Source organism: Propionivibrio sp., assembly GCF_029255185.1.
In the GTDB taxonomy this organism is placed as follows: Bacteria; Pseudomonadota; Gammaproteobacteria; order Burkholderiales; family Rhodocyclaceae; genus Propionivibrio.
In genome coordinates this window covers 12651-34975 of the sequence record NZ_JAPUVO010000079.1, presented here as the reverse complement: position 1 = coordinate 34975, position 22325 = coordinate 12651, and the positions used below count along the sequence as shown (strand labels likewise).

Sequence of the window (22325 nt, the reverse complement as noted above, 5' to 3'; positions counted from 1 at the left end):
GGAAGAGCACTTCAACGTGCTGCAAGCGCTCACTTACTGGAACGTCATGTACCTGCTGATGCCCACCGTGGTCATTAGCGGGCTGGTCTATCTGTATCCCGAGTTCGCGCCGGACAAGCTGTTCGGTTTTGACGGCCTGCTGCCAGTCGCCATGCTCCATTATCTGACGGCCGCGGCCATCCTGTTGTTCATGATGTCACACATCTATCTGGGCACCACCGGCAAGACCGTCGGCTCCATGTTCAAAATGATGTTTACCGGCTGGCACGAGCACGAATAGTCAGTACTCGTTCCGGTTTTCTTGTTTGTTTTTTCGAAGGAGGAAGTGGAAATGAACTTTATCAAGAGCTCAATCACCCTGGCTGTCGTCGCTACTCTGGCCGGTAGCGGCGCCTTTGCGCAAGAAAAGCAAGAGAAGCCCAAAGCTTTCAAGCCAGTACCGGTCGTCGCCGTCAAGGTCACGGCGGCTCCGAAACTTGATGGCGTGGCCGATGACGCCGCCTGGAAGGGTGCTCCCGTGGTCAACTTTAAGGCCGTCAAGGGCGCCAACTTCAAAGACAAGAAAGGCGAAACCCAGGGAACACTTCAGGTGGTCTACACGGACGATATGATTTACCTGCTGGTGCAGTACGATGATCCGACCTACTCGGTTCAGCGCAGCCCGTACCAGAAACAGGCGGATGGCACCTGGGCCATGCTTAAAGATAAGGACGACAAAGGCGGCGACAACAATATTTTCTACGAAGACAAGTTGGCCGTGCTCTGGAACATCAATGACTCTATTTTCGGCTTCAATGAGCGCTTTTCCTGCCAGGCAGCCTGCCATGCCGGCGAACCAGGCAAGCCCTACGGCAACAAATACACGGGCGATGATGCCGAAATTGGCGATCTATGGCACCTGAAACAGGTGCGCACAGGCATTCCTCTCGGGCAAGTTGACGACGGCTATCTGGACAACACTCCGTTCTCCGCCAAGGATGCCAACGCTGGCCGCAAGGTTGACCCCAAGACCGGCGGTGGTTACGACGACATCAAACTGGTCAACGGCAAGCCCGAATTCATGAACAAGGACGGCAAAGCAGCCAACAAAGGCGGTACGTACTGGCTGAAGGCCGAAGACAAGGTGGCGTTCGATGATTCCAAGTTCAAGGCAGGCGATGAAGTTGCCTCGATCCTCGTCTCCTCTTTCGTTGGCGACCGTGGTGATGTGCAGGTCAGCTCCAAGTGGGCCAACGGAAAGTGGACTATCGAAATCGCCCGCAAGCTGGTAACCGGTTCGAAGTTCGACGTCAACTTCAGCGATCTAGCCAAGACCTACGGCTTCGGCATGGCCTTCTTCGACAACGCCCAGGTTCGTCACGCCTTTGTTCAGGAACCGCTGATCCTGCAATTCAAGAAGTAAGCGGTTTTTCTGTAAGCCATGACAGGCTTATTTCCGCTGAGAACGGAAATAAGCCTGTTTCCTTTACACACCATCTCCTCCTTGCCGAACTGACTGGCCCTAATTCGTCAAGCTCGGAATGCCGCAAGTGCCACCGGGCTCGTTGCCGTCAGATATAATGCTTTGAGATTTGGAGGAGCATCGACTCGACGATCCGCAAGAACGCCCAAGTTTCAGAGAAACGATTTCGGACACCTACCCGCGTGCAAGCTTCAGAAAGTTTAAATATCGTCTGCCAGCGCATCAGGCTCAGTGGCCTCGTTCAGGGCGTTGGCTTCCGTCCCTTTGTCTGGCGTCTGGCCAAGGAGCTCAATTTGACCGGGTGGGTTAGAAAAGATAACCATGGCCTGGAAATTGAAGTCTGCGGTGATGCCGAGCAGGTGCAAAATCTGATTGAACGACTGCAGGACGATGCGCCATCGATTTCGCGCATCGATTCCGTGCTTGCGCAAGATACGGTTGTCGAGTGCGTCGCTGAGGATTTTTATATCCTGAACAGCCTGGGGGGGCGGGCTGCGGCAATGATCGCGCCCGACACCGCCGTCTGCCGCGATTGCCTGGCGGAGATGTTCGATCCAGCGAACCGGCGCTGGCGCCATGCTTTCGCCAGTTGCAGCAATTGCGGTCCGCGTTACAGCGTCTGCCGCGCCCTGCCTTTCACCCGCGAACGCAGCAGCTTGAAACCCTTCACCCCGTGCCCGAAGTGTCAAAACGAGTACCGTCGGACTGGCGATCGACGCCATCACAATGAAGTGAATTGTTGCCCGAAGTGCGGTCCCGAGCTGGCATTGCTCGATGGCGCGGGTCGGCCTCTGCCTGGCGACCCGATAGCCCAGGCCCTGGCCCTCCTGGCACAGGGGAAAATCGTTGCCATCAAAGACTTGGGAGGCTTTCATCTGGCCTGCGACGCGCGCAACGCAAAAGCTGTTGCCGAACTGCGCCAGCGCAAACAGCGCGACGAGAAGCCATTTTCCGTGATGCTCGCCAATGCTTCTTCGGCCAGCACTTTCGTTCAGTTGGGCGTTGGCGAACCGGGATTGCTGGCGATGCCGGAACGACCGATTATTTTGCTCAAAAAACGCTCCAGCTGCGATGCGGCTTTGCCGGGTGTGGCGTCAGGTCTAGGCTGGCTGGGCGTGATGATGCCGTGCACACCGCTACAGTACCTGCTCTTCCACGCGGCAGCCGGTAGCCCGGAAGGTCTTGGCTGGCTTGATCTGCCGCAGAAACTTGCACTGGTGATGATCAGCGCCGACCCCGGGGACGAGCCTCTGATCATTGATAATGACGACGCCCTGCAGCGCCTGTCGGAAATCGCTGATGCGTTTCTCCTGCATGGTCGCGAGATAATGTCAGGCTGCAACGACAGTGTCGCGCGTTCCGGCCCCGGCGGATTGAAACTTGTTCGCCGTGCGGGAGGCTATACGCCGCGCGCTATCAAGTTGCCTCGTTCCGGCCCGCCGGTGCTGGCCGTCGGTGGGCGATTCAAGAACACCGTTTGCCTGACGCGTGGCGATGAAGCCTTTGTTTCGCAGCATATCGGCGATCTTGATAATGTTGCGACCTGTGATTTTTTTGACGCCACCATCACCCGCCTGCTCAAGTTTATCGAGATCAAACCGGCGCTTATTGCACACGATTTCGACCGCGACTTTCACTCGACACATTTTGCCCTGGACTTCGCCCACCAAAGGGGGGTGCCGGCACTTGCCGTTCAGCATCATCACGCCCACGTGGCCTCGGTTCTGGCCGAACACCGGGTCGACGCGCCGGTTATCGCACTGGCGCTCGATGGTGTTGGTCTGGGAGCCGATGGTGGCGACTGGGGTGGCGAACTATTGCGTGTTGATGGTGCGTATTTCGAGCGCCTCGGCCATCTTGCGCCGCTGCAACTGGCCGACCAGCACGCGATCAGAGAACCCTGGCGTCTAGCCGCTGCAGTGCTGCAACAACTTGGGCGCGGACAGGAAATCGAACAGCGTTTTGCGCAGCAGCTTAGCGCGGCTTCCGTCAATAAAACGCTTGAGGGTGGCGCGCACTGTCCTCAGACGTCGAGCCTTGGCTGTTACATCAATGCTGCAGCCAGCCTGCTCGGCGTGAAATCGATGATGGCCTTTGACGGACAGGCGGCGAGCTTACTCGAAGGGCTCGCCGAGCGCTACGGCGATATATTGCCGGTCAACGATGGCTGGACGATTAAAGATGGCTGTTTGAATCTGCTGCCGCTTTTTTCGATTCTGGCCGACGAAAAAGATCCTGGGCGCGGCGCTGCCATTTTTCATGCCACGCTGGTCGCCGCACTTTCCGATTGGGTCTACACGGTGGCGCCGGCAAACGGCACAATTGTCGGCAGTGGCGCCTGCTTCCTCAACATGATACTGGCGCGTGGCTTACGTTCACGTCTCGGCGGCCATGGCCTGCATTTGATTGAGGCCCGTCGCCTGCCGCCCAATGACGGCGGCTTGGCGCTGGGTCAGGCGTGGATTGCCCAACAGTACCTGCTCGGCAAGAGTAAGGAAACCCCGCCTAGCGCGTTATGAAAGTAGGTTTGTAGCCAAGCGCCAGGCGTATCTTCTCGGCTATTTTTTCGGCGTCGGGACGGCTGGCGTAAGGGCCTAGATGGACGCGGTACATTCCTGCACCGACATTGACCTGGATTCCTTCGTTTAGCCAGTCCAGTTCGCGCGCCAAATGCGAACGCAGACTTTCGGCGTTATCGGCATTGGAAAACGCGCCGAGTTGGAGGAAAACCCCTTTCTGGATAAGTGCCGGAGACGACGCCGCAGTCTCGCTGACAGCCAGTTGTGTCGTCAGAATTTCAATCTCGTCGCGTTCGGCAATGAGCGTTGAGGATTTGACGGGCAGCGCCAGCGGTTTGACCTGGGCGTAGCTCACTTGTGTTGCGTCACCAGGCAGGATGGCTTCGATCTCAACCTGCGTACTGCCGTTGTTGACATAGCCCAGGCGGTACGCCGCAGCGTAGGAAAGGTCGATGATACGATCGGCGTGGAAAGGGCCGCGATCAGTGACGCGCACGATCACCGACTTGCCACTGCTCACATTGCTTACCCGCACGTAGGAGGGGATCGCCAGTGTCGGGTGCGCTGCGGTCATCGAGAACATGTCATAGGGATCGCCAATCGAGGTTTTCTGGCCGTGGAATTTTTTCCCGTACCAACTGGCGATGCCGCGCTGGCGAAAAGGTTTGAGGCTGGTTTCTGGCACATAGGACTTGCCGAGAACGATGTAGGGCTTGTTGGCAAAACGGTGCAGCGGTTCGCTGCGGGGCTGGGCATCGGGGATGTCGTCCAGATTGTCCGGAATATCATCACCCGGTCCATCGTCCTTGTAATATCCACCACCGCGCTTTTGCGTCACGGCCGGCTTGCGCACCTGGCTGGCCGGCGGGGGCAGTGGCTCGACAGCGGGCTTGACGCTATCAACCGGGCGTGGCGGTTGACCACCGCAAGCGGCCAGAAACAGCAGCATGAGCGGCACTATCGACTGTACGTGCTTCACGCGCAACTCCTCACTATTTCTTGACCAGCATCCGGTGCGACTGGATGCTCATGAGTATGCCGAGAGCGAGAAACAACGTCACCAGCGCGGTTCCACCATAACTCATGAACGGTAGCGGGACGCCAACCACCGGCAAAATTCCGCTGACCATGCCCATGTTGACAAAAGCATAGGTGAAAAAGCTAAGCGTGATCGAACCGCCGAGGACGCGCGCAAAAAGCGTCGACGCGTTGGCCGTGATCATCAGGCCACGGGCGATCAGCAGCAGATAGAGGGCGACCAGAATGCAGTTGCCGAGCAAACCGCGTTCTTCGGAAAAAACGGCAAAAATGAAGTCGGTGTGTCGTTCAGGGATGAATTCGAGGTGGGTTTGCGTACCCGCGAGCCAGCCCTTGCCGAAGCTGCCGCCGGAGCCGATGGCGATGGTCGACTGAATGATGTGATAGCCCGAGCCGAGCGGATCGGTGGTCGGGTCGATCAGGGTCAGGATGCGCTTGCGCTGGTAGTCATGCAGCATAGTCCACACAAAGGGTGCGGCACTGACGCCAGCGACGGTCATGCCGATGATCACCTTCCACGGCAGGCCGGCGAAGAAGATGACGTAAAAGCCTGCCGCGCCGACCAGGATTGCCGTTCCCAGATCAGGCTGTTTGGCGATCAGGCCAAAAGGAACGATCAGGAGCAGACCAGCAATGAGGTAGTGGCGAAAACTCAGGGCGGCCTCGTATTTGTTGAAATACCAGGCCAGCATCAAGGGCATGGCAATCTTGAGTATCTCGGATGGCTGGATTCTCGTGAAGCCTACCGGCAGCCAGCGCCGCGCGCCGTTGATTTTGACTCCGACCAGGTACACCATCACCAGCAAGACGACGCCGAGGATGTAGAGCGGAACGGCGAAGCGCATCAGCTTCTGCGGTGGGAGCTGGGCGACCCCCCACATCGCCGCCAGGCCGACCAGCATGTTAAGCAGCTGACTCAGGGCGCGGCTGTTGGCATCGTAGGTCGCGCTATAGACGGTAGCCAGACCGAAGGCCATCAGGGCCAGGCTGATCGCCAGCAAAGGCCCGTCGATATGCTCGACCAGACGAGTCCGGAATCGGTACAGCAGCTTCAGAAACACGGCCTATTCCTCCTCTTCCGGCGTCTCGTCATCCTGCACCGGTCCATTGGGCAACTTGCCCAGCAGGTAGTAATCGATCACCATGCGCGCGATCGGCGCCGCCGACTGCGCGCCGAAACCGCCATTTTCGACGAGGACGGCAAGTGCGATCTTCGGCTGATCGGCCGGCGCAAAGGCGATGAACAGGGCGTGGTCACGCAATTCCTGCTTCAGGTTTCCGGCCTTGTAGTCGCCACCTTTGAGGCTGAATAGTTGTGCCGTACCGGTTTTGCCGCCGGACACGTAACCGGCTCCGGAAAACGCGCGGGCACCGGTTCCCTCCTTGTTGACGCCGATCATTGCATTCTTGATCGTATCGATATTTTGCTGCTTCCAGGGGAGGGTGCGCAGCGGTTTGGGTTCGATCAGGGTTTTCTCGCCCGTCCTGCTGTCGGTAATGTAGCGCACGAGGTGCGGGCGATAGATCACGCCGTCGTTGGCCACCGCCGCCATGGCTTGCGCCAGTTGAATCGGTGTGTAGGCGTTATAGCCCTGCCCGATGCCGATCGAAATGGTCTCGCCGGCGAACCATTTCTGCTGCTCCGGGCGCTTGAAGCGGCGTTTTTTCCACTCCGGAGAGGGCAGCACGCCTTCCGATTCGCCTTCGATGTCAATTTCCGTTTTTTGGCCCAGACCGAGTGAGCCCATGAAGCGGGCGATGTTGTCGATGCCCAGGTCGTTAGCCAGCATGTAGTAGTAGGTGTCGCACGACGCAACAATTGACTTGTACATATCCACGAGTCCGTGCCCGCCCTTCTTGTCATCACGGAAGACGTGACCACCGAAATTGTAGAAACCGGGATCGGAGATCGTCTGGTTTGGTGTGCGTTTGCCCAACTCGAGTGCGGCCAGCGCCATGAAGGGCTTGAAGGTTGAGCCTGGAGGATAGGCGCCGTTCAGAGCGCGGTTGACCATCGGTCGATCGGGCGAGTTGTTCAGTTGCTCCCAGTCTTCCGTACGAATACCGTCGACAAACAGATTCGGGTCAAAGCTTGGCGTTGATACCAACGCGAGAATTCCACCGGTCGACGGTTCGATGGCGACCAGCGCGCCGCGCCGGTCGCCAAAGGCTTTTTCCGTAATTTCCTGCAAACGCGCATCGAGCGTCAGCGTCAAGTTATTGCCGGATACCGGCACCGTGCGCGCCAGGCTGCGCACCGCTCGCCCGCCGGCATCGATCTCGACTTCCTCATAGCCCGTCTCGCCGTGCAACTGGAACTCGTACTTCTGTTCGAGGCCGGTTTTGCCGATGTGGTCAGTGCCCTTGTAATTGGCTTCTTGCTCGTGCTTCTCGATGATCGCAAGGTCCCCCTTGTTGATGCGATTGATATAGCCCAGTGCGTGCGAGGCAATCGCGCCAAGCGGGTATTGCCGGAACAGCCGCGCCTTGACTTCAACGCCGGGGAACAGATAGCGGTTGGCAGCGAAACGGGCGACTTCCTGGTCGGAAAGTCGCGTCCGTATCGGCAGGCTTTCGAAGGATTTGCTTTCTTCGAGCAGCTGGCGAAAGCGCCGCCTGTCCTTGGGCAGGATTTCGATAAGTTTGCCCAGACCTTCAATCGTTTCATCAAGACTCTCGACTTTTGACGGCGTAATCTCCAGAGTGAACGCTGAATAGTTTCGTGCCATAACGATGCCATTGCGATCGAGAATGACGCCACGATTGGGCGTAATCGGCACCAGAGATATGCGGTTGTCTTCGGCGCGGGTAGTGTAATAGTCACGCTGAATGATTTGCAGATAGATGAAGCGCCCGATCAGGATAGCGAAAGCCAGCACCACCACACTCGCCGCAAAGGCAATACGGAAGCGGAAGCGGTCAAGCTCGCTATCCCGCGAGTTCAGTGGCGAATGCCGGATGTACAAGACGGATTTCCTCAGATTGGCCGGTTAGCGTCACGCTCGACCGGCTGATACTGCGGCAGGAGCAGAATAAAGGTCAGCGGCAACCACAGCAGGGCGCCGACAAACGGGCCGACAAAATAGCTCACCCCGGGAAAGTGCCCTCCGGGCATGGCGTGTACGGCAAACTGCACAAACTGCACCATTAACAACAGCGGCAAGACATGCATGGCCTGCTGCCCAAGCGGAAACCACAGGATTCGGCGCGACAGCCAGGTAGCGGCGTAGGCGACCAGAACATAAGCCAGCGCATGTTGCCCCATCAGGCTCGAATCAGCCACATCCATGGCCAATCCGAGAATGAAGCCGGTCCCCATGCCGACGCGGCGCGGTTCGCGAATGCTCCAAAAGACGGTAACCAGGGCCACCCAGTCAGGCACCCATGGCCAGGCTCTGGTTGGCAAGAAATCAAGGATCAGCGCGACCATCAGGCTGACCCTAATGAACCACGGACGAACCGGCTGCAGAATGCGTGATGAGGAATAGGTAGCGTGCATCGGTCATTCCCTTTTAAGGTGCTTTTTCTTGCTCCCGGCCTTGAGCGACGGCTTTACGCCACTCGTCACTGCTTCGCTGGTCAATTGCACAGGCAGTGAGATCGTCTCGCGCGGGTCGAGGACCATGACGTCGCCAAAGTTTTCAACACCGGCGACCGGGACACAGTAAATGCGGGCGAAAGAGTAGGAGGTGTCACGCTCGATATGCACTACTTTGGCCACCGGGAGCCCGGGCAGGAAAATGCCATCGAGACCTGAAGTCACCAGCAGATCACCATTCTGTACGTCAGCATTGGCGGGCATGAAGCGCAGCTCAAGCTGGCCGTTGCCGAGTCCGAAAACGACCGAGCGCAGGCCGTTGCGAACAATTTGCACGGGTACCGCCTGATCCTTGTCGGTAATCAGCGTGATCTCCGCAACAAAAGGGAAAACCCGCGTCACCTGGCCAATGACACCGGCATCATCGACCACCGGCTGACCGGCAACTATTTTGTCCTGCTGGCCTTTGTCGACGATCACACGACGTGAAAAAGGGTCGCGTGCCGCATAAAGAATCTGTGCTACCCGTCCGTTCGCCTTTTGCCGCCCCTTGACGTCGAGCAGCTTGCGCAGGCGCTCATTTTCCGCTTCCAGTTGGCGCGTGCGCAACAAGGTTCCGGCGCCAGCGAGTTGCGCGCGCTTCAAGCGAGAATTCTCGTCCTGATAACGGGTGATGCCGGAGAAATAGTTGCCGGCATTCTGAAGATACTCAACCGGTGCATGTGCCGCTTGTTGCAGGGGATGAGTGAACATCGACATTCCCTGGCGTAGCAGTTCGAGCGTCTGAAAGCGCGAGTCAATAAAAATCAGCGCCAGCGAAAGTGCGGCGTAGAAGGACAGTTGCGCCAGCGGTGCCGGTCCACGCTTGAAAAACGGTGGGGGTTGATGATCCATGCGTCAGTGAAGGCAAAAAGTACAGGGTGATTTGATTCAAAACAGGTAAGGGGTTTACTCCTCACGCCTCACCCGGTACACCTTACTGAATTTCAGTCCGAGGTGAAGATGCTGCCGAGCTTATCCATCCTCTCTAGCGCCATGCCACAACCGCGCGCCACGCAGGTCAGCGGCTCTTCGGCGACGATCACCGGCAGGCCGGTTTCTTCCATCAGCAGACGGTCGAGGTCGCGCAGCAGTGCACCACCACCGGTCAGCACCATGCCCTTGTCGGCAATGTCGGCGCCAAGTTCGGGCGGCGTCTTCTCAAGCGCCGACTTGACCGCCGAAACGATGTTATTGAGCGGTTCGGTGAGCGCTTCAAGAATTTCATTCGAGGAAATGGTGAACTTGCGCGGAATGCCTTCGGCCTTGTTGATTCCGGAGACCTCCATCTCGCGCACTTCGGCACCCGGGAAAGCCGAACCGATGCGCTTCTTGATATTTTCAGCGGTGTTCTCGCCGATCAGCATGCCATAGTTGCGGCTGATGTAGTTGATGATCGCTTCGTCGAGTTTGTCGCCGCCAACGCGTACTGAACCCGCATAAACCATGCCACCAAGGGAAATGACGCCGACCTCGGTCGTTCCACCGCCGATGTCCACGACCATCGATCCGGTCGGTTCGGAAACCGGCAGATCGGCCCCGATCGCTGCCGCCATTGGCTCCTCGATCAGAAAAACCTGACTGGCGCCAGCGCCGATGGCCGATTCGCGAATGGCGCGCCGCTCAACCTGCGTCGACCCCGAAGGCACGCAGATGATGATGCGCGGACTGGGCGAAAGCAGGCGGGAATCGTGCACCTTGCGGATGAACTGCTTGAGCATCTGCTCGGTTACGGTGAAATCAGCGATGACACCATCCTTCATCGGGCGAATCACCGTGATGGCGCCCGGGGCCTTACCGAGCATGTCCTTGGCACTTTGTCCGACAGCCTGGATGGTCTTTTTTGCGTTCGGACCACCTTCCATGCGAATGGCAACAACCGACGGTTCGTCGAGAACAATGCCTTTGCCACGCACGTAGATCAAGGTGTTGGCGGTACCCAAATCGATTGCAAGATCATTCGAAAAATAACTGCGCAAAAAACTGAACATGCCTGAATATCCGTGAAAGTAACCGCAAGGGATGCGGCGTACAAAGCATTTATGATACCTTATATGGCTCCCTGTTTTAATACCATACTGATTTCATAGCCATGTCGCTTACCCTGGAACAAGTTCGGCGCGTCGCCCACCTCGCCCGAATCGAAGTCAGCGACGCCGAGGCGCTAAGCACACTCGGCCACCTGAACGGAATATTCACACTGATCGAAACGATGCAGGCTGTCGACACCCGAGGCGTCGAGCCGATGGCGCACGCCCAGGATCTCGCCCAGCGCCTGCGCAGCGATCAGGTCAGCGAAACAAATCGCCGCGAAGACTTTCAGGCGCTTGCTCCCGAGACCGAGGCCGGTCTCTACCTTGTGCCACAGGTGATGGAATGATAGGGCGCAGTGTGTCAGCACTGGCGCAGGCGCTAACCGAAAAAACGATCTCCAGCGTCGAGTTGACCCAGCTTTATCTTGATCGGATCGCGCGCCACAACCCGCTGCTCAACGCCTTCATCACCGTCGACGGCGAAAAAAGCCTGGCTCAGGCCAAGGCCGCGGACGAAATGCGTGCTGCGGGTCTGGCCACGCCACTGACCGGCATTCCCTTGGCGCAGAAAGACATTTTTTGCGCCAAGGGTTGGCTGACCACCTGTGGTTCAAAAATGCTGAATAACTTCGTCAGCCCCTATGATGCCAGCATCATCGAGCGTTTCAATGCCGCTGGCGCGGTCATTCTCGGCAAGACGAATATGGACGAGTTCGCCATGGGTTCGTCGAACGAAACGTCCTACTACGGCGCGGTAAAGAACCCCTGGGACATGGCGCGCGTTCCCGGTGGCTCGTCGGGCGGCTCGGCGGCGGCGGTGTCAGCCCTGCTGGCGCCGGCCGCGACCGGCACTGATACCGGCGGTTCGATCCGCCAACCGGCGGCGCTGTGCAATCTGACCGGACTGAAACCGACGTATGGCGTGGTTTCACGCTACGGCATGATCGCCTATGCCTCCTCACTCGATCAGGGCGGCCCGATGGCGCGTTCGGCGCAAGACTGCGCGCTGCTGCTCAATGTCATGGCCGGCTTTGACGAACGCGATTCGACCAGCCTTGACCGCACCAAGGAAGACTACAGCCGCGAGTTTTCCGCCGTTGCCAGCGACAAACCCCTGGCCGGACTGAGAATCGGCCTGCCCCGGGAGTTTTTTGGCACCAGCGAACGATCGGGCTGCGCGCCCGAAGTCATGCAACTGGTCGACGCAGCCATCGCCGAATACCGCCGGCTTGGTGCACAATTGGTCGACATCAGTTTGCCTAACATGAAGCTGTCGGTGCCGTCCTACTACGTGATCGCTCCGGCTGAGGCCAGCTCGAATCTCTCGCGCTTTGACGGTGTGCGCTACGGTTACCGTGCCCCCGATTACAGCGACCTCAACGAAATGTACGCCCGCAGCCGGGCCCAGGGCTTTGGCGCCGAGGTCAAGCGGCGCATCCTGATCGGCACCTACGTCCTCTCGCACGGCTACTATGATGCCTACTATTTGCAGGCGCAACGCATTCGGCGCCTGATTGCCAACGACTTTGTGGCAGCCTTCAAGCAATGCGACGTGATCATGGGGCCGACCAGTCCGAGCATCGCATTCAAACTGGGCGAAAAAGCGGCCGATCCGGTGCAGATGTACCTGTCGGATATTTATACCATTGCGGTTAACCTCGCCGGACTCCCGGGAATGTCGATCCCCTGTGGCTTTGCCAACGGCCTGCCGGCCGGCCTGCAACTGATCGGCGACTATTTTTCCGAAGCCCGGCTGCTCAATGTGGCGCACCGCTACCAGCAGGCCAACGCATGGCATCTCCAGCGCCCCCAAGGCATTGACTGAGCGAGTAACAAGCGATGAAACAATGGGAAGTGGTAATCGGCATTGAGACGCATGCCCAGCTTTTAACGCAATCAAAAATTTTTTCCGGCAGTTCAACCGCTTTCGGTGCGCAGCCCAACACGCAAGCCAACGCGGTCGATATCGCGCTGCCCGGTGTGCTGCCAGTACTGAACCGCGCCGCCGTCGAATGCGCTATCCGCTTTGGCCTGGCCGTTGATGGGCAGATTGCGCCAAGATCAGTTTTCGCGCGTAAAAATTACTTCTACCCCGATCTGCCCAAGGGTTACCAGATCAGCCAGTTTGAACTGCCAGTGGTCGTTGGTGGCCAACTGACGATTCAGCTAGGCCAGGGCAATAGCCTCACGGAAAAAACCATCCAGTTGACGCGTGCCCATCTTGAGGAAGATGCCGGAAAATCGCTGCACGAGAATTTTCATGGGAAATCGGGGATCGACCTGAACCGTGCCGGAACGCCGCTGCTCGAAATCGTAACTGAACCCGATATGCGCTCCTCCGCCGAAGCCGTGGCCTACGCCAAGGCGCTGCACGCACTGGTGCGTTGGATCGGCATCTGCGACGGCAATATGCAGGAAGGATCGTTCCGCTGCGACGCCAACGTCTCGGTTCGACCTCTGGGACAAAAAGAGTACGGCACCCGGCGCGAAATCAAGAACCTTAATTCCTTCCGCTTCATGCAGCAGGCCATCGACTACGAGGTGCAGTGGCAGATCGCCACCATTGAGGATGGTGGCCGCATCGGGCAAGCCACCGTCCTCTTCGACCCCGAGAACGGCGAAACACACACCATGCGCACCAAGGAAGACGCGCACGATTACCGCTACTTTCCCGACCCCGACCTGCTGCCGCTGATCATTGATCGCGAGTGGGTAGCGCGCACCCAGGCGGCGATGCCGGAGCTACCGGTCGCCAAGCGCGACCGTTTTGTGACTGACTATGCGCTGTCCGCCTATGATGCGGCGGCGCTGACCGCATCGCTTGATATCGCTGATTACTATGAAGCGACCGTCGCCATCGCTGGCAAGGCAAACAGCAAGCCATGCGCCAACTGGGTAACGGTTGATCTGGCAGCGCGTCTTAACAGGGAGGACAGGGAAATTGGCGACTCGCCGGTCTTGGCAGCTCAACTCGGCAACCTACTGGCGCGTATCGCTGACAACACCATCTCTAACAACATCGCAAAAAAGGTTTTTGAGGCGCTGTGGAACGGCGAGGGCAGTTCGGCAGACGAGATCATCGAGAAGCTGGGACTCAAGCAGATTAACGACAGCAGCGCTATCGAGTCGCTGATCGACGGAGTACTGGCTGCCAATCCGGCGATGGTCGCCGAGTTCAAGGCGGGTAAGGAGAAGGCTTTCAACGCGCTGGTTGGGCAGGCCATGAAAGCCACCAAGGGCCAAGCCAATCCGCAGCAGGTAAACGAGCTACTACGCCGGAAACTCGGGTAGACGAGTTCAGTTCCTCAACGCGGCAATGCGGCGCGGCGCGCGATATCCAGATAGCGGCGTCGATCCTCGTCGTATTTGAGGCGGATCGCTTCGAGATCCTGTTTCTTGGATTCGATGACCAGTTCCTGCGCCTTGATTTCGTAGTCCGCGTCGCGCAGTCCTTTTTGCACTTCGGGCGGCAGCTGTTTCTTGGTGTAAAACTCGGATTCGTTCTCGAAAATCTTGCGCTGAATGCGGATTTCGACAATCTTGGCCTCGGCGGCCCGAATCGATTTTTTCACATCGTCCTGCGCACGCACGCGCATCACTTCGATATCTTTCTCGCTGCCGTAGGTGTTGAGCAGGGCCTGGTCCTTGCGCTGCTTTTCCCTGAGCGCGGCTTCTTCCGCCTTCAGTTGCGCTTCTTCAGCGGCACGCTGGGCGCGCTGTTCGGCAGTCAGCGGCGCTTCAACCATCCGTGTCGTTCGTCCGGATTCACCGAGCTCGCGATAGGCACGCCCATAACAGGCCTGCGGCAATAGATCCCCGCACACCTGCTTGCCGGTGGCATCGATGCAACAATAAAGATTGCCGGCCGCCAGCGCCGGGCCGCAAAACCCGAGCAGCAGCGCCAACCCGGTCAGCCTAATGATTTTGATCAACGCCATACTCCTCACGATAACGCGCCACCGCCGCTTGATGGGCCTTGAAGCCCGGTTGCACCTCCAGGTAAGTCAACAAGTCGTTCAGCGTAGCCACGGCAAGCACCGGCATGCTGTAATCCCGTTCGACTTCCTGGACCGCCGACAACGGTCCGCTGCCGCGCTCCATGCGGTCAAGAGCAATGACCACACCGCAGGGGGTAGCGCCCGCCGCACGGATTAATTCGACCGATTCTCGCACCGATGTGCCGGCCGAAATGACGTCATCAATGATCAGTACGCGGCCCGCTAGCGGCGCCCCAATGCTACTGCCGCCTTCACCATGATCCTTGGCTTCCTTGCGATTGAAAGCGAAGGGCAGATTGCGCCCGGCACGCGCCAGGGCCAGCGCACTCACCGCAACCAATGGAATACCCTTGTAGGCCGGCCCGAACAACATGTCGACGACCACGTTACTGGAAAGGATCACCTTCGCGTAGAATTGAGACAGGCGATCCAGCGCCGTGCCGTTGTTAAAGAGGCCGGCGTTGAAGAAGTAGGGCGACAGCCGTCCGGCCTTGGTCTTGAACTCGCCAAAACGCAAAACATCCTGCTCCAGGGCAAACTCGATGAATTCCTGACGAAAATCCATAATCCTGTGTTTTTCTAAAGCTCATCAAAACCGGTACCGGCAAGGATTCCTTATGTTACGCATCATTACACTAAACCTCAATGGTATTCGTTCAGCATGGAGCAAAGGCGTTTTGCCGTGGACGACGGCGCAGAACGCCGATATTGTCTGCCTGCAGGAGCTAAAGGCTCAGCATGCCGATCTCACTGACGAAATGAAGGCGCCGGGCGGCCTGCATGCCTATTACCACTGTGCCGAAAAGAAAGGCTACAGCGGCGTCGGCCTGTGGTGCCGGAAAAAGCCTGACGCCATTCACGAAGGCACGGGCCACACCGAGTTCGACGCCGAAGGCCGCTATCTGCGCGCCGACTTCGGCAATCTGTCGGTGGTCTCGCTCTACCTACCTTCGGGTTCGAGTTCGCCGGAGCGTCAGGCCGCCAAATTCCGCTTCATGGACATTTTCTATCCCCAACTTCTCGCACTGGCAAAGAGTGGGCGCGATGTGGTGATCTGCGGCGACTGGAACATCGCCCATCAGGAAATCGATCTGAAGAATTGGAAAAGCAACCGGAAGAATTCCGGCTTTCTCCCTGATGAGCGCGCCTGGGTCGGCCGGGTGTTGAGCGAAGCCGGGTGGACTGACGTCTATCGCCAGTTGCATCCGGCAGCGACCGACGAATGCTACACGTGGTGGAGCAATCGCGGTCAGGCCCGGGCCAAGAACGTTGGTTGGCGGCTCGACTAGTCAATCACACAAAATACCTGCATAATTGGGTGTATGAATCCAGATACCCAAAGCACCCGCGTATTCTCATACCGTCGCTTCTCATCGGGAAGACAAGCAAGAGGCACTTCTCTCGAACGCCAAACACGGCTTGCACAAGTATGGTGCAATGAACATGGGCTTGTTCTCGACGAATCACTTTCTTTGTCCGACCTTGGGGTCTCTGCTTTCAAAGGCGACAATGCCAATTATGGGGCTCTTGGTGCGTTCATGGCAGCCATCGAGGCGGGAAAAGTTCCAAAAGGCTCGATTCTTCTAGTCGAATCGCTAGACCGACTCTCGCGAGCGACCCTGCCCGAAGCCGTTGACCTCCTGACGAAAATCGTCAAAAAGGGTGTCCGTGTTGTATCGATGGTCGACAACAAGGAATGGAACAGCGAGACGATTAAGGAAACGGTGTCGTTCATGTTGTCCGTTCTGCTCTTCTCCCGAGCCCATGAAGAGAGCAGCACGAAGGCTAAACGCGTATCTGCCGCTTTCCAAACCAAACGACAAGCGGGGCTTCCAGTCGTTTCGAAAATGCACGGTAGCGGTTGGATGCAACCGAAAGCAGACAAATCAGGCTGGGAACTCATCCCCGACAAGGCGGAATCCGTGCGCCAAGTTTTTGAACATGCTGCAAGTGGGCTTGGTGGCGTTGCCATCGCCAGAATCGCAACGGAAGAAGGATGGGCGATGCCGTGGCGACAACGAACAAACACCAAAGGCTGGGAACACACAGGCATTTCCCGATTGCTACGGGACAGGCGAGTCCTTGGCGAATGGCAACCTATGCGAATGGTTGAAGGCACTCTGACCCCTGACGGCGACCCCGTTCAGAATTATTTTCCAGCAGCAGTGCCGGAAGAGCTTTGGCACCGTGTGCAAGTCGCGTTGAAAGGCAGGACAGGACCGAAACGGCTCAGAGGAATCAACGCCGACGTTTTCGCCGGATTGTTCTACTGCAAATGTGGTGAACGGATGGAACGGAAAGCCCCAACCACTCGGGGCAACTCTCGCTATTACTGCATAGGGAGCAAAGCGGGACGGTCGAAATGTCTATCGATATCAGAACTCGCCATCGTCAACACGGTGTTGTCGAATCTCGGACGTTTTGAAGAAGATGCGTTCAGGGACGATGCAATCTCGGAAGCCATCCGTGAACGAATCAACATCGCAGAAGAACGTGCAGCGGATGCAACAAGCAGAGCGGATAGAATCATCTTGGCGATTGAAGAGTGTGGGAATTCGACCTTGCTCTTACAGCGACTAGTAGCTATTGAAGCGGAAGCCGACAAGGCAAAATCTGAACTCGAAGCAGCACGAGAGGAATTGGCAACCGTGCCTAAAATTGGCGGTTGTTTTGGCGACAATCTTGTCGACAACGCTCTCATTTGGATTGGCGACAAATCGAAAACCGAGGAGCGATTCAAGTTGTCGGACGCTCTTCGAAGGGTCATCAAGCGCATCGAATTTCACGACGATGCAGTGATGATTTATCAAGTCTCAGGTGTCGGAATTGCTCAGAACATCCCCCGCGAGTTTCTCGGACGAGCGAGAAGAAAAGATGCAGGCATGAGCAGGGAAGAAATTGCGGCAAAGAAAAAAGCGACGTAAATTTTGAAAAGGCGGGGTTGCCCCCGCTTTCTAACAATCAATCAAAACCTTGCCCCGAGCTGGATTGGCTTGGTTCTCGGCTGAATAAACTCAGTCGCTGGCGTTTCGTCGTCATCCCAAGGTGCTTCCAGATTCCGCAAGGCATCACCAAACGCGAAACGGACGTAATCGACACTCTGTCCGCAATGCTGCCTCTGATATCGCTTGTCGATTTCGAAACGATTTTTCAGAACACGTCGCATTTCTTGCCAGAAAACGTTTTTCTCAGGGCAGCGATAGTTATTATCATCAGCCCATTTGCGGAACGCGATGAATACGTCATTTTTTGGCATTCCAATTTGATGCGATACAGGCTCGATTTCTGCAAGCCAAGCAGCAACAGGATTTGATGCCTCGATGGCTTCCTGTCTAGTTGTAGTCAGCAAAGTCGAAGACACATCAAATAGCCCTCTTTTGAGCAAGCGACTAACGCCTTGCAATGCCCAGTCGAGCACCAGATTCAATTCCTTCGCACATACCATTTCAGCGAGGTCTGGAATAAGTTGGTTATCAGGAATCTGAACTGACCAAGGAATAATTTGCAGCCTTCGCCACCAACCGTCTGAATGGTCGTTAGTCTTCATTAGATTATTGGCTGCCATCAGCCACTTTGCTGTTGGCTTGTAGCCCATTACATCCTTGTGTTTTCGGTTAACCGAAATCAAATCTCCCGCAATCAGAGATTTGAACATCTCACCGTCAACGCCGGTTTTTGGCACCTCGCTTACGCAGGCAAGTGATGCACCGACCAGCGGTTGCAGATAAAAATCGGTTAGGCGATTCAGGCTCATGCTTGCTGTTTTGGCATGAAGTGCCTGGACAATTTCGAGCAAAACGCTTTTGCCGTTTCGTCCTTCACCAAGCCAAAGTTGCCCGACCTGAAATTTCGTTGAAGAAATCAAAGTGTAGCCAACATACTCCTGCACAATTTCACGAACCTCCGGCTGCGGGAGAGAGCTATTCAGGAAGTGATAGAAGAGGCTGTCGCTTGGCAAATCTCGCGGCGTGTAAACTCCTTGATGAATGCCAATGTCAGCATTTACCAGATGGGTGATGCCCAATTCACGCTCTGGTTGCAAAGCCTGAATTTTTCCATCTGGGCAGATTTCGAGATAGCAGCCATTAGTCGGAACAATGTTCCGATTGCCAGCTTTGGGAAGTCGGCGGCAATCAAGCATTGCCGTCTTGATAAGCTCATTCGACTTACGGTCGCTCGCTTCTGCTGGATAATTTGCTTTCAGCCACTTATATGCAACACTCTTCATAACCTCGACGCCTTCGGCGTCCTCGGTTTCCTCTGTCCTTTCGATAACCCGTGCTTGCCAGAAGCTGCCTTCCCAGTGGAAAAAAACCCCTCCGGAAACAGCCCAGTCAACACTGCCGCCGAGTTCTTCGCCAAATTTGGACTCAATACTTTGCTCGTTATGAGATTTCTTCATGCTTCGTTTCCTTTCAACGAAGCAAGGCGTGCCGAACCCTTGACTGAAGCTCATGGAGTGCTAATCTGACGTTGTCCGACGTTCATCAAAGCACACCAGAAACCCGGCAAGGAGCCCGCCTTGCTGGGTTTTAGCTTTCTGGGGTCGTGATTTGGCGTGCGAACGCGTGCCCATCAGCACAATGCGTAAGGCAATAAATTTTGTGAAATGCCGATTTGGTTTGGTGCATGGTGCAACCCCAGAAAATATGCTCATATGGAAAAGCCGTTAGGCAATTCCGCCGAGCAGATGTGGGTCTTGCACTCCCTCGATTGCCGCCTCTGCAAGAGAGACAATCGTTTATCCCGAGTAAGCCTCGGGCGTGGCACCATAGATTTAGTGTTCAAGCCTTCGAATTTCTACGTCTGACCCCAGACTGTCTACAACCGTGTAGAAAACCGAAATAACGAGTGAATATTCTCCGGGTCGCCGCTCAAAAGTCAACTGCTTTTGGTTCTTCGTCGTCGGGCTTGAATTTTCCTGTGGTGGGTGCGAGGTTGAATCAGCCAAACACCAGAGGGGGCATGATGGAAAAATTCAGAACAGGCGTGGACGAAAGCGGTCGGGTCTTCATCGAGCATTGCGAACTTGGCACTATCCTCACCTTCGACAACGAATCGGCGGCGGCACAGTGGCAAGCCGCCTACATGCTATGCGAGAGCAACGGGGGCAACGAAAAATCTTGTTTCTGCCTGCTGCCCCCGCAAACTCCGAACACAATCAAGCGTTGTCGCTCGACGGTCGAATGAGCTCACGCCAATCAGCGGGCTTATCCTCCGCCTGCTGGCTACTCGGAGAATTCACCCCGTAGAACAGGGCATAGTCTCGGGGTTCCAACATCTTTTCTAATCGTAGTTGGTCGCCAACCCTTCGCCAGTCTCCGCTGTGCTGTTTTAGCACCATCGCACCGGCAATAATTTTCCGTCGTGTTTCGTCTCTACGTTCCTGCCTTGTTGCGGTTGAACGAGCCGTTGCCAGACGTGCGTCCAGTTCGGCACGTTTCGCCAGCAGCCTGCTGATTTGCTCGTGCACATTTCCCATTGCTTGATTTCCTCCGTTTGTCGTCCAGCGGTTGCTTTGCTCGGCATGCCGGATTAAAGGAATAGAGATAGCGGACCGGAATCAACAACACAAGCAGACCAGAACCCCGCAAGGGCGCACTTATACATTCCCAAGGGAATGTGTGCGTCGCAATCTCGACCGATTGCGAGGAAGGCAAGGAGAGCAATGGCGATTTACCACCTCAGCACAAAAATTATCGGCAGAAGCACAGGGCGAACGGCGACAGCCGCCGCCGCGTATCGAGCCGGAATCAAAATCAAAGACACTCGTTCCGGTCTGGTCTTCGATTACACCCGTCGTCAGCATGTCGGGTGGCGGGCGATTGCCGCTCCCGACGATGCTCCCGCGTGGGCACTCGACCGAGCCAAGTTGTGGAATGCGGTTGAAGCGGCAGAAAAGCGGGGGGATGCTCAGTTGGCGAGAGAGGTTGAAATTTCATTGCCCCTGGAACTGTCGCACCTTGAACGCCTCGCCCTGATTGCGGAATTTGTTGAATCGCAATTTGTGAAGCGGGGCATGGTTGCCGACATCGCCGTTCACGACAACATCGGCAATCCCCATGTCCACTTACTCCTGACCATGCGGGAATTGAACGCTGATGGTTTCGGCAAGAAAATTCGTGAATGGAACGACAAGACCATGCTTGAAGGATGGCGGGAAGCGTGGGCAAGCCATTGCAACCGAGCCTTGGCGAAGTCAGGGCACCGTTCACGCATCGACCATCGGCGGTTGATTGACCAAGGAATAAGCCGCCAGCCAGAACGGCACAAAGGGGTAAATCGGCGGGCAAGGTTCGCCAAAGCCAACTCTCGGCGTGAAGCCATCAAACAGACTATCAATTCATCATGGGGGATAAAAATGGAGGAAGGATTCAGAAAACAGCAGGACAACAAACCCGGCAATACAAAACCAGCAACCCCTTGCGTGTTGCCGATACATACGGCGGCAAATCCATTTGAAACAGCTCAGGCATTGCCACAGGACAGCAGCTATCAAGCGAAGGTCAGAACCCATTTCGGGCAACGCCTGCATTCCATGCACTACGACGGCAAAAATCAGGCATTGGATATCCGCGTCAACGGTGGGAGCGTCCGCGACCACGGCGACCGCCTTACCCCGAAATTCGGGGGAATGCGGGATGAGGTGGAAACCATCATCGAGTTGGCTCAATTGAAAGGATGGAAATCCATCAAGGTGCAAGGCGGCGAGGAATTCCGGCGGAATCTCTGGAAATCAGCAGTTCGCCATGGATATCCGCCAGATGCGATTCAGGGCTACACGCCCACGGATGATGAATTGGCGTTATCCAAGAAGGAGGGAGAGGGCAAAACACGCGGAGAGGCAAGCCTTCCGGCTCCTTCCCCTTTCATAGCCGCTGCACTTCGTGCACGTCTCCGAAAGTGAAAGGCAGGGTTGGTTTTTCGTCCATTCACGGGTATCACAACCAACAGTGGAAAACTTTTTCTTTCCGTTGCTTCTTCATCTCATACGTTATTTTTTAGAAATAGCCTGTGAAGCTTGTGAATTCGAAGGATTTGAGAACGGTTCTCGAATCAAATGATTTATACACATTGAATAACAATGCGAAAAATGTAGAATTATCTCTGTCGTATGGAGTGTTTTTCGCCGCACAGGCGACTTAGAAATATCGGAGACTTCTCCACCTTCCCCGCTTATGTGGGGGTGTCTCCATACGACAGACAGAGCCGCCTTCGGGCGGTTTTGTTTTTTGATGCGGAGGCTGTTGGCGTTGTAGCCCTCGTTTCTGTTCTCTGCTCTATGGTTTGTCCATCGGAGTCAGGGTGATTGCGTTCGAAAGACGCAGCCCTAATCCTTCGAGGTCTTTTAGTTCGCACTCCCAGACCGTCAGGACTTTCCAATTTTGGGCGGAAAGCTCATTGAAAACTATCTGGTCTCGCTCAACATTCCGCCTGAGTTTTTCACGCCAGTAAACGACGTTTGTCTTCGGTTCTCGACTCCCTCGTTTGCAGTTATGCCCATGAAAAAAGCACCCGTGAACGAAAATTACCGTTCGATAACGAGGCAGGACAATGTCCGGCTTTCCCGCCAAGTCTTTGCGGTGGAGACGGAAGCGGAATCCAAGAAGATGCAGCAAGGAACGAACAGTCCGTTCTGGGCGAGTGTCTTTCGACTTTACCGCCCGCATGACGCGACTTCTCGTAGCCGCGTCATAA

20 protein-coding genes are annotated in these 22325 nt (G+C 56.3%); 10 read left to right on the top strand and 10 right to left on the bottom strand.

Translation table 11 applies throughout. The features are described from left to right. The 3 genes from Q1J43_RS05155 to hypF all read left to right on the top strand — a co-directional run. A partial coding sequence (locus Q1J43_RS05155) for a cytochrome b/b6 domain-containing protein (RefSeq protein WP_301101316.1) occupies window positions 1-280 on the top strand: 280 nt, incomplete at its 5' end. Between the two features lie 51 nt (window positions 281-331). Then, entirely contained in the window at window positions 332-1402 is a 1071-nt protein-coding gene (locus Q1J43_RS05150) for an ethylbenzene dehydrogenase-related protein (RefSeq protein ID WP_301101315.1), read from the top strand. 242 nt (window positions 1403-1644) lie between these two features. Further along, window positions 1645-3981, top strand: a complete 2337-nt coding sequence (gene hypF / locus Q1J43_RS05145) for a carbamoyltransferase HypF (protein WP_301101314.1) — start codon at window positions 1645-1647, stop codon at window positions 3979-3981. On the opposite strand, the gene Q1J43_RS05140 is transcribed toward hypF, so the two are convergent. From Q1J43_RS05140 to Q1J43_RS05115, 6 genes are all read right to left on the bottom strand, one after another. After that, entirely contained in the window at window positions 3968-4960 is a 993-nt protein-coding gene (locus Q1J43_RS05140) for a septal ring lytic transglycosylase RlpA family protein (RefSeq protein WP_301101313.1), read from the bottom strand. The two genes, hypF and Q1J43_RS05140, sit on opposite strands and share 14 nt — an antisense overlap. A 13-nt stretch (window positions 4961-4973) precedes the next feature. Next, window positions 4974-6074, bottom strand: coding sequence for a rod shape-determining protein RodA (gene rodA, locus Q1J43_RS05135; RefSeq protein ID WP_301101318.1), 1101 nt, complete (start codon window positions 6072-6074; stop codon window positions 4974-4976). A gap of 9 nt (window positions 6075-6083) precedes the next feature. Beyond that, window positions 6084-7979, bottom strand: a complete 1896-nt coding sequence (mrdA, locus tag Q1J43_RS05130) for a penicillin-binding protein 2 (RefSeq protein ID WP_301101317.1) — start codon at window positions 7977-7979, stop codon at window positions 6084-6086. A 17-nt stretch (window positions 7980-7996) separates the two neighbouring features. Further along, entirely contained in the window at window positions 7997-8518 is a 522-nt protein-coding gene (gene mreD / locus Q1J43_RS05125; RefSeq protein WP_301101312.1) for a rod shape-determining protein MreD, read from the bottom strand. Window positions 8519-8521: 3 nt separating this feature from the next. Beyond that, on the bottom strand, window positions 8522-9451 hold the full coding sequence (gene mreC / locus Q1J43_RS05120; protein WP_301101311.1) for a rod shape-determining protein MreC: 930 nt from the start codon (window positions 9449-9451) through the stop codon (window positions 8522-8524). 92 nt (window positions 9452-9543) lie between these two features. Beyond that, entirely contained in the window at window positions 9544-10587 is a 1044-nt protein-coding gene (locus tag Q1J43_RS05115) for a rod shape-determining protein (protein WP_301101310.1), read from the bottom strand. Between the two features lie 101 nt (window positions 10588-10688). Between Q1J43_RS05115 and gatC the strand changes: the two genes are divergently transcribed. Genes gatC through gatB form a run of 3 tightly spaced genes read left to right on the top strand, consistent with a single transcriptional unit; the run spans window position 10689 to window position 13920 of the window. Then, window positions 10689-10976: an Asp-tRNA(Asn)/Glu-tRNA(Gln) amidotransferase subunit GatC gene (gene gatC / locus Q1J43_RS05110; RefSeq protein ID WP_301101309.1), complete on the top strand. Its 288-nt coding sequence runs from the start codon at window positions 10689-10691 to the stop codon at window positions 10974-10976. Beyond that, window positions 10973-12454: an Asp-tRNA(Asn)/Glu-tRNA(Gln) amidotransferase subunit GatA gene (gene gatA, locus Q1J43_RS05105; RefSeq protein ID WP_301101308.1), complete on the top strand. Its 1482-nt coding sequence runs from the start codon at window positions 10973-10975 to the stop codon at window positions 12452-12454. Before gatC ends, gatA begins: the two co-directional genes overlap by 4 nt. Before the next feature lie 14 nt (window positions 12455-12468). Beyond that, window positions 12469-13920 (top strand): Asp-tRNA(Asn)/Glu-tRNA(Gln) amidotransferase subunit GatB, encoded by a 1452-nt coding sequence (gene gatB, locus Q1J43_RS05100; protein ID WP_301101307.1) that lies wholly within the window; start codon window positions 12469-12471, stop codon window positions 13918-13920. 14 nt (window positions 13921-13934) lie between these two features. On the opposite strand, the gene Q1J43_RS05095 is transcribed toward gatB, so the two are convergent. Together Q1J43_RS05095 and pyrE are read right to left on the bottom strand one after the other, a co-directional pair. Next, window positions 13935-14561 (bottom strand): hypothetical protein, encoded by a 627-nt coding sequence (locus Q1J43_RS05095; RefSeq protein ID WP_301101306.1) that lies wholly within the window; start codon window positions 14559-14561, stop codon window positions 13935-13937. Further along, on the bottom strand, window positions 14545-15192 hold the full coding sequence (gene pyrE, locus Q1J43_RS05090; protein WP_301101305.1) for an orotate phosphoribosyltransferase: 648 nt from the start codon (window positions 15190-15192) through the stop codon (window positions 14545-14547). The genes Q1J43_RS05095 and pyrE overlap by 17 nt, the downstream gene beginning before the upstream one ends. Window positions 15193-15244: 52 nt before the next feature. Here pyrE and Q1J43_RS05085 point away from each other — a divergent pair, with 52 nt between their 5' ends. Next, window positions 15245-15916 (top strand): exodeoxyribonuclease III, encoded by a 672-nt coding sequence (locus Q1J43_RS05085; protein WP_301101304.1) that lies wholly within the window; start codon window positions 15245-15247, stop codon window positions 15914-15916. Between the two features lie 33 nt (window positions 15917-15949). After that, entirely contained in the window at window positions 15950-17551 is a 1602-nt protein-coding gene (locus tag Q1J43_RS05080; protein WP_301101303.1) for a recombinase family protein, read from the top strand. A 41-nt stretch (window positions 17552-17592) separates the two neighbouring features. Here Q1J43_RS05080 and Q1J43_RS05075 read toward each other — a convergent pair whose 3' ends face one another. After that, entirely contained in the window at window positions 17593-19029 is a 1437-nt protein-coding gene (locus tag Q1J43_RS05075) for a phage/plasmid primase, P4 family (RefSeq protein WP_301101302.1), read from the bottom strand. Between the two features lie 563 nt (window positions 19030-19592). Here Q1J43_RS05075 and Q1J43_RS05070 point away from each other — a divergent pair. Together Q1J43_RS05070 and mobQ are read left to right on the top strand one after the other, a co-directional pair. Further along, a complete protein-coding gene (locus tag Q1J43_RS05070; protein ID WP_301101301.1) occupies window positions 19593-19817 on the top strand; it encodes a hypothetical protein in 225 nt (74 codons plus the stop codon). A 478-nt stretch (window positions 19818-20295) separates the two neighbouring features. Further along, complete coding sequence (gene mobQ / locus Q1J43_RS05065; protein WP_301101300.1) at window positions 20296-21534, top strand: MobQ family relaxase; 1239 nt, start codon at window positions 20296-20298, stop codon at window positions 21532-21534. Between the two features lie 373 nt (window positions 21535-21907). Here mobQ and Q1J43_RS15880 read toward each other — a convergent pair whose 3' ends face one another. Then, window positions 21908-22297, bottom strand: a complete 390-nt coding sequence (locus tag Q1J43_RS15880; RefSeq protein ID WP_366141845.1) for a very short patch repair endonuclease — start codon at window positions 22295-22297, stop codon at window positions 21908-21910. Window positions 22298-22325: the final 28 nt, after the last annotated feature.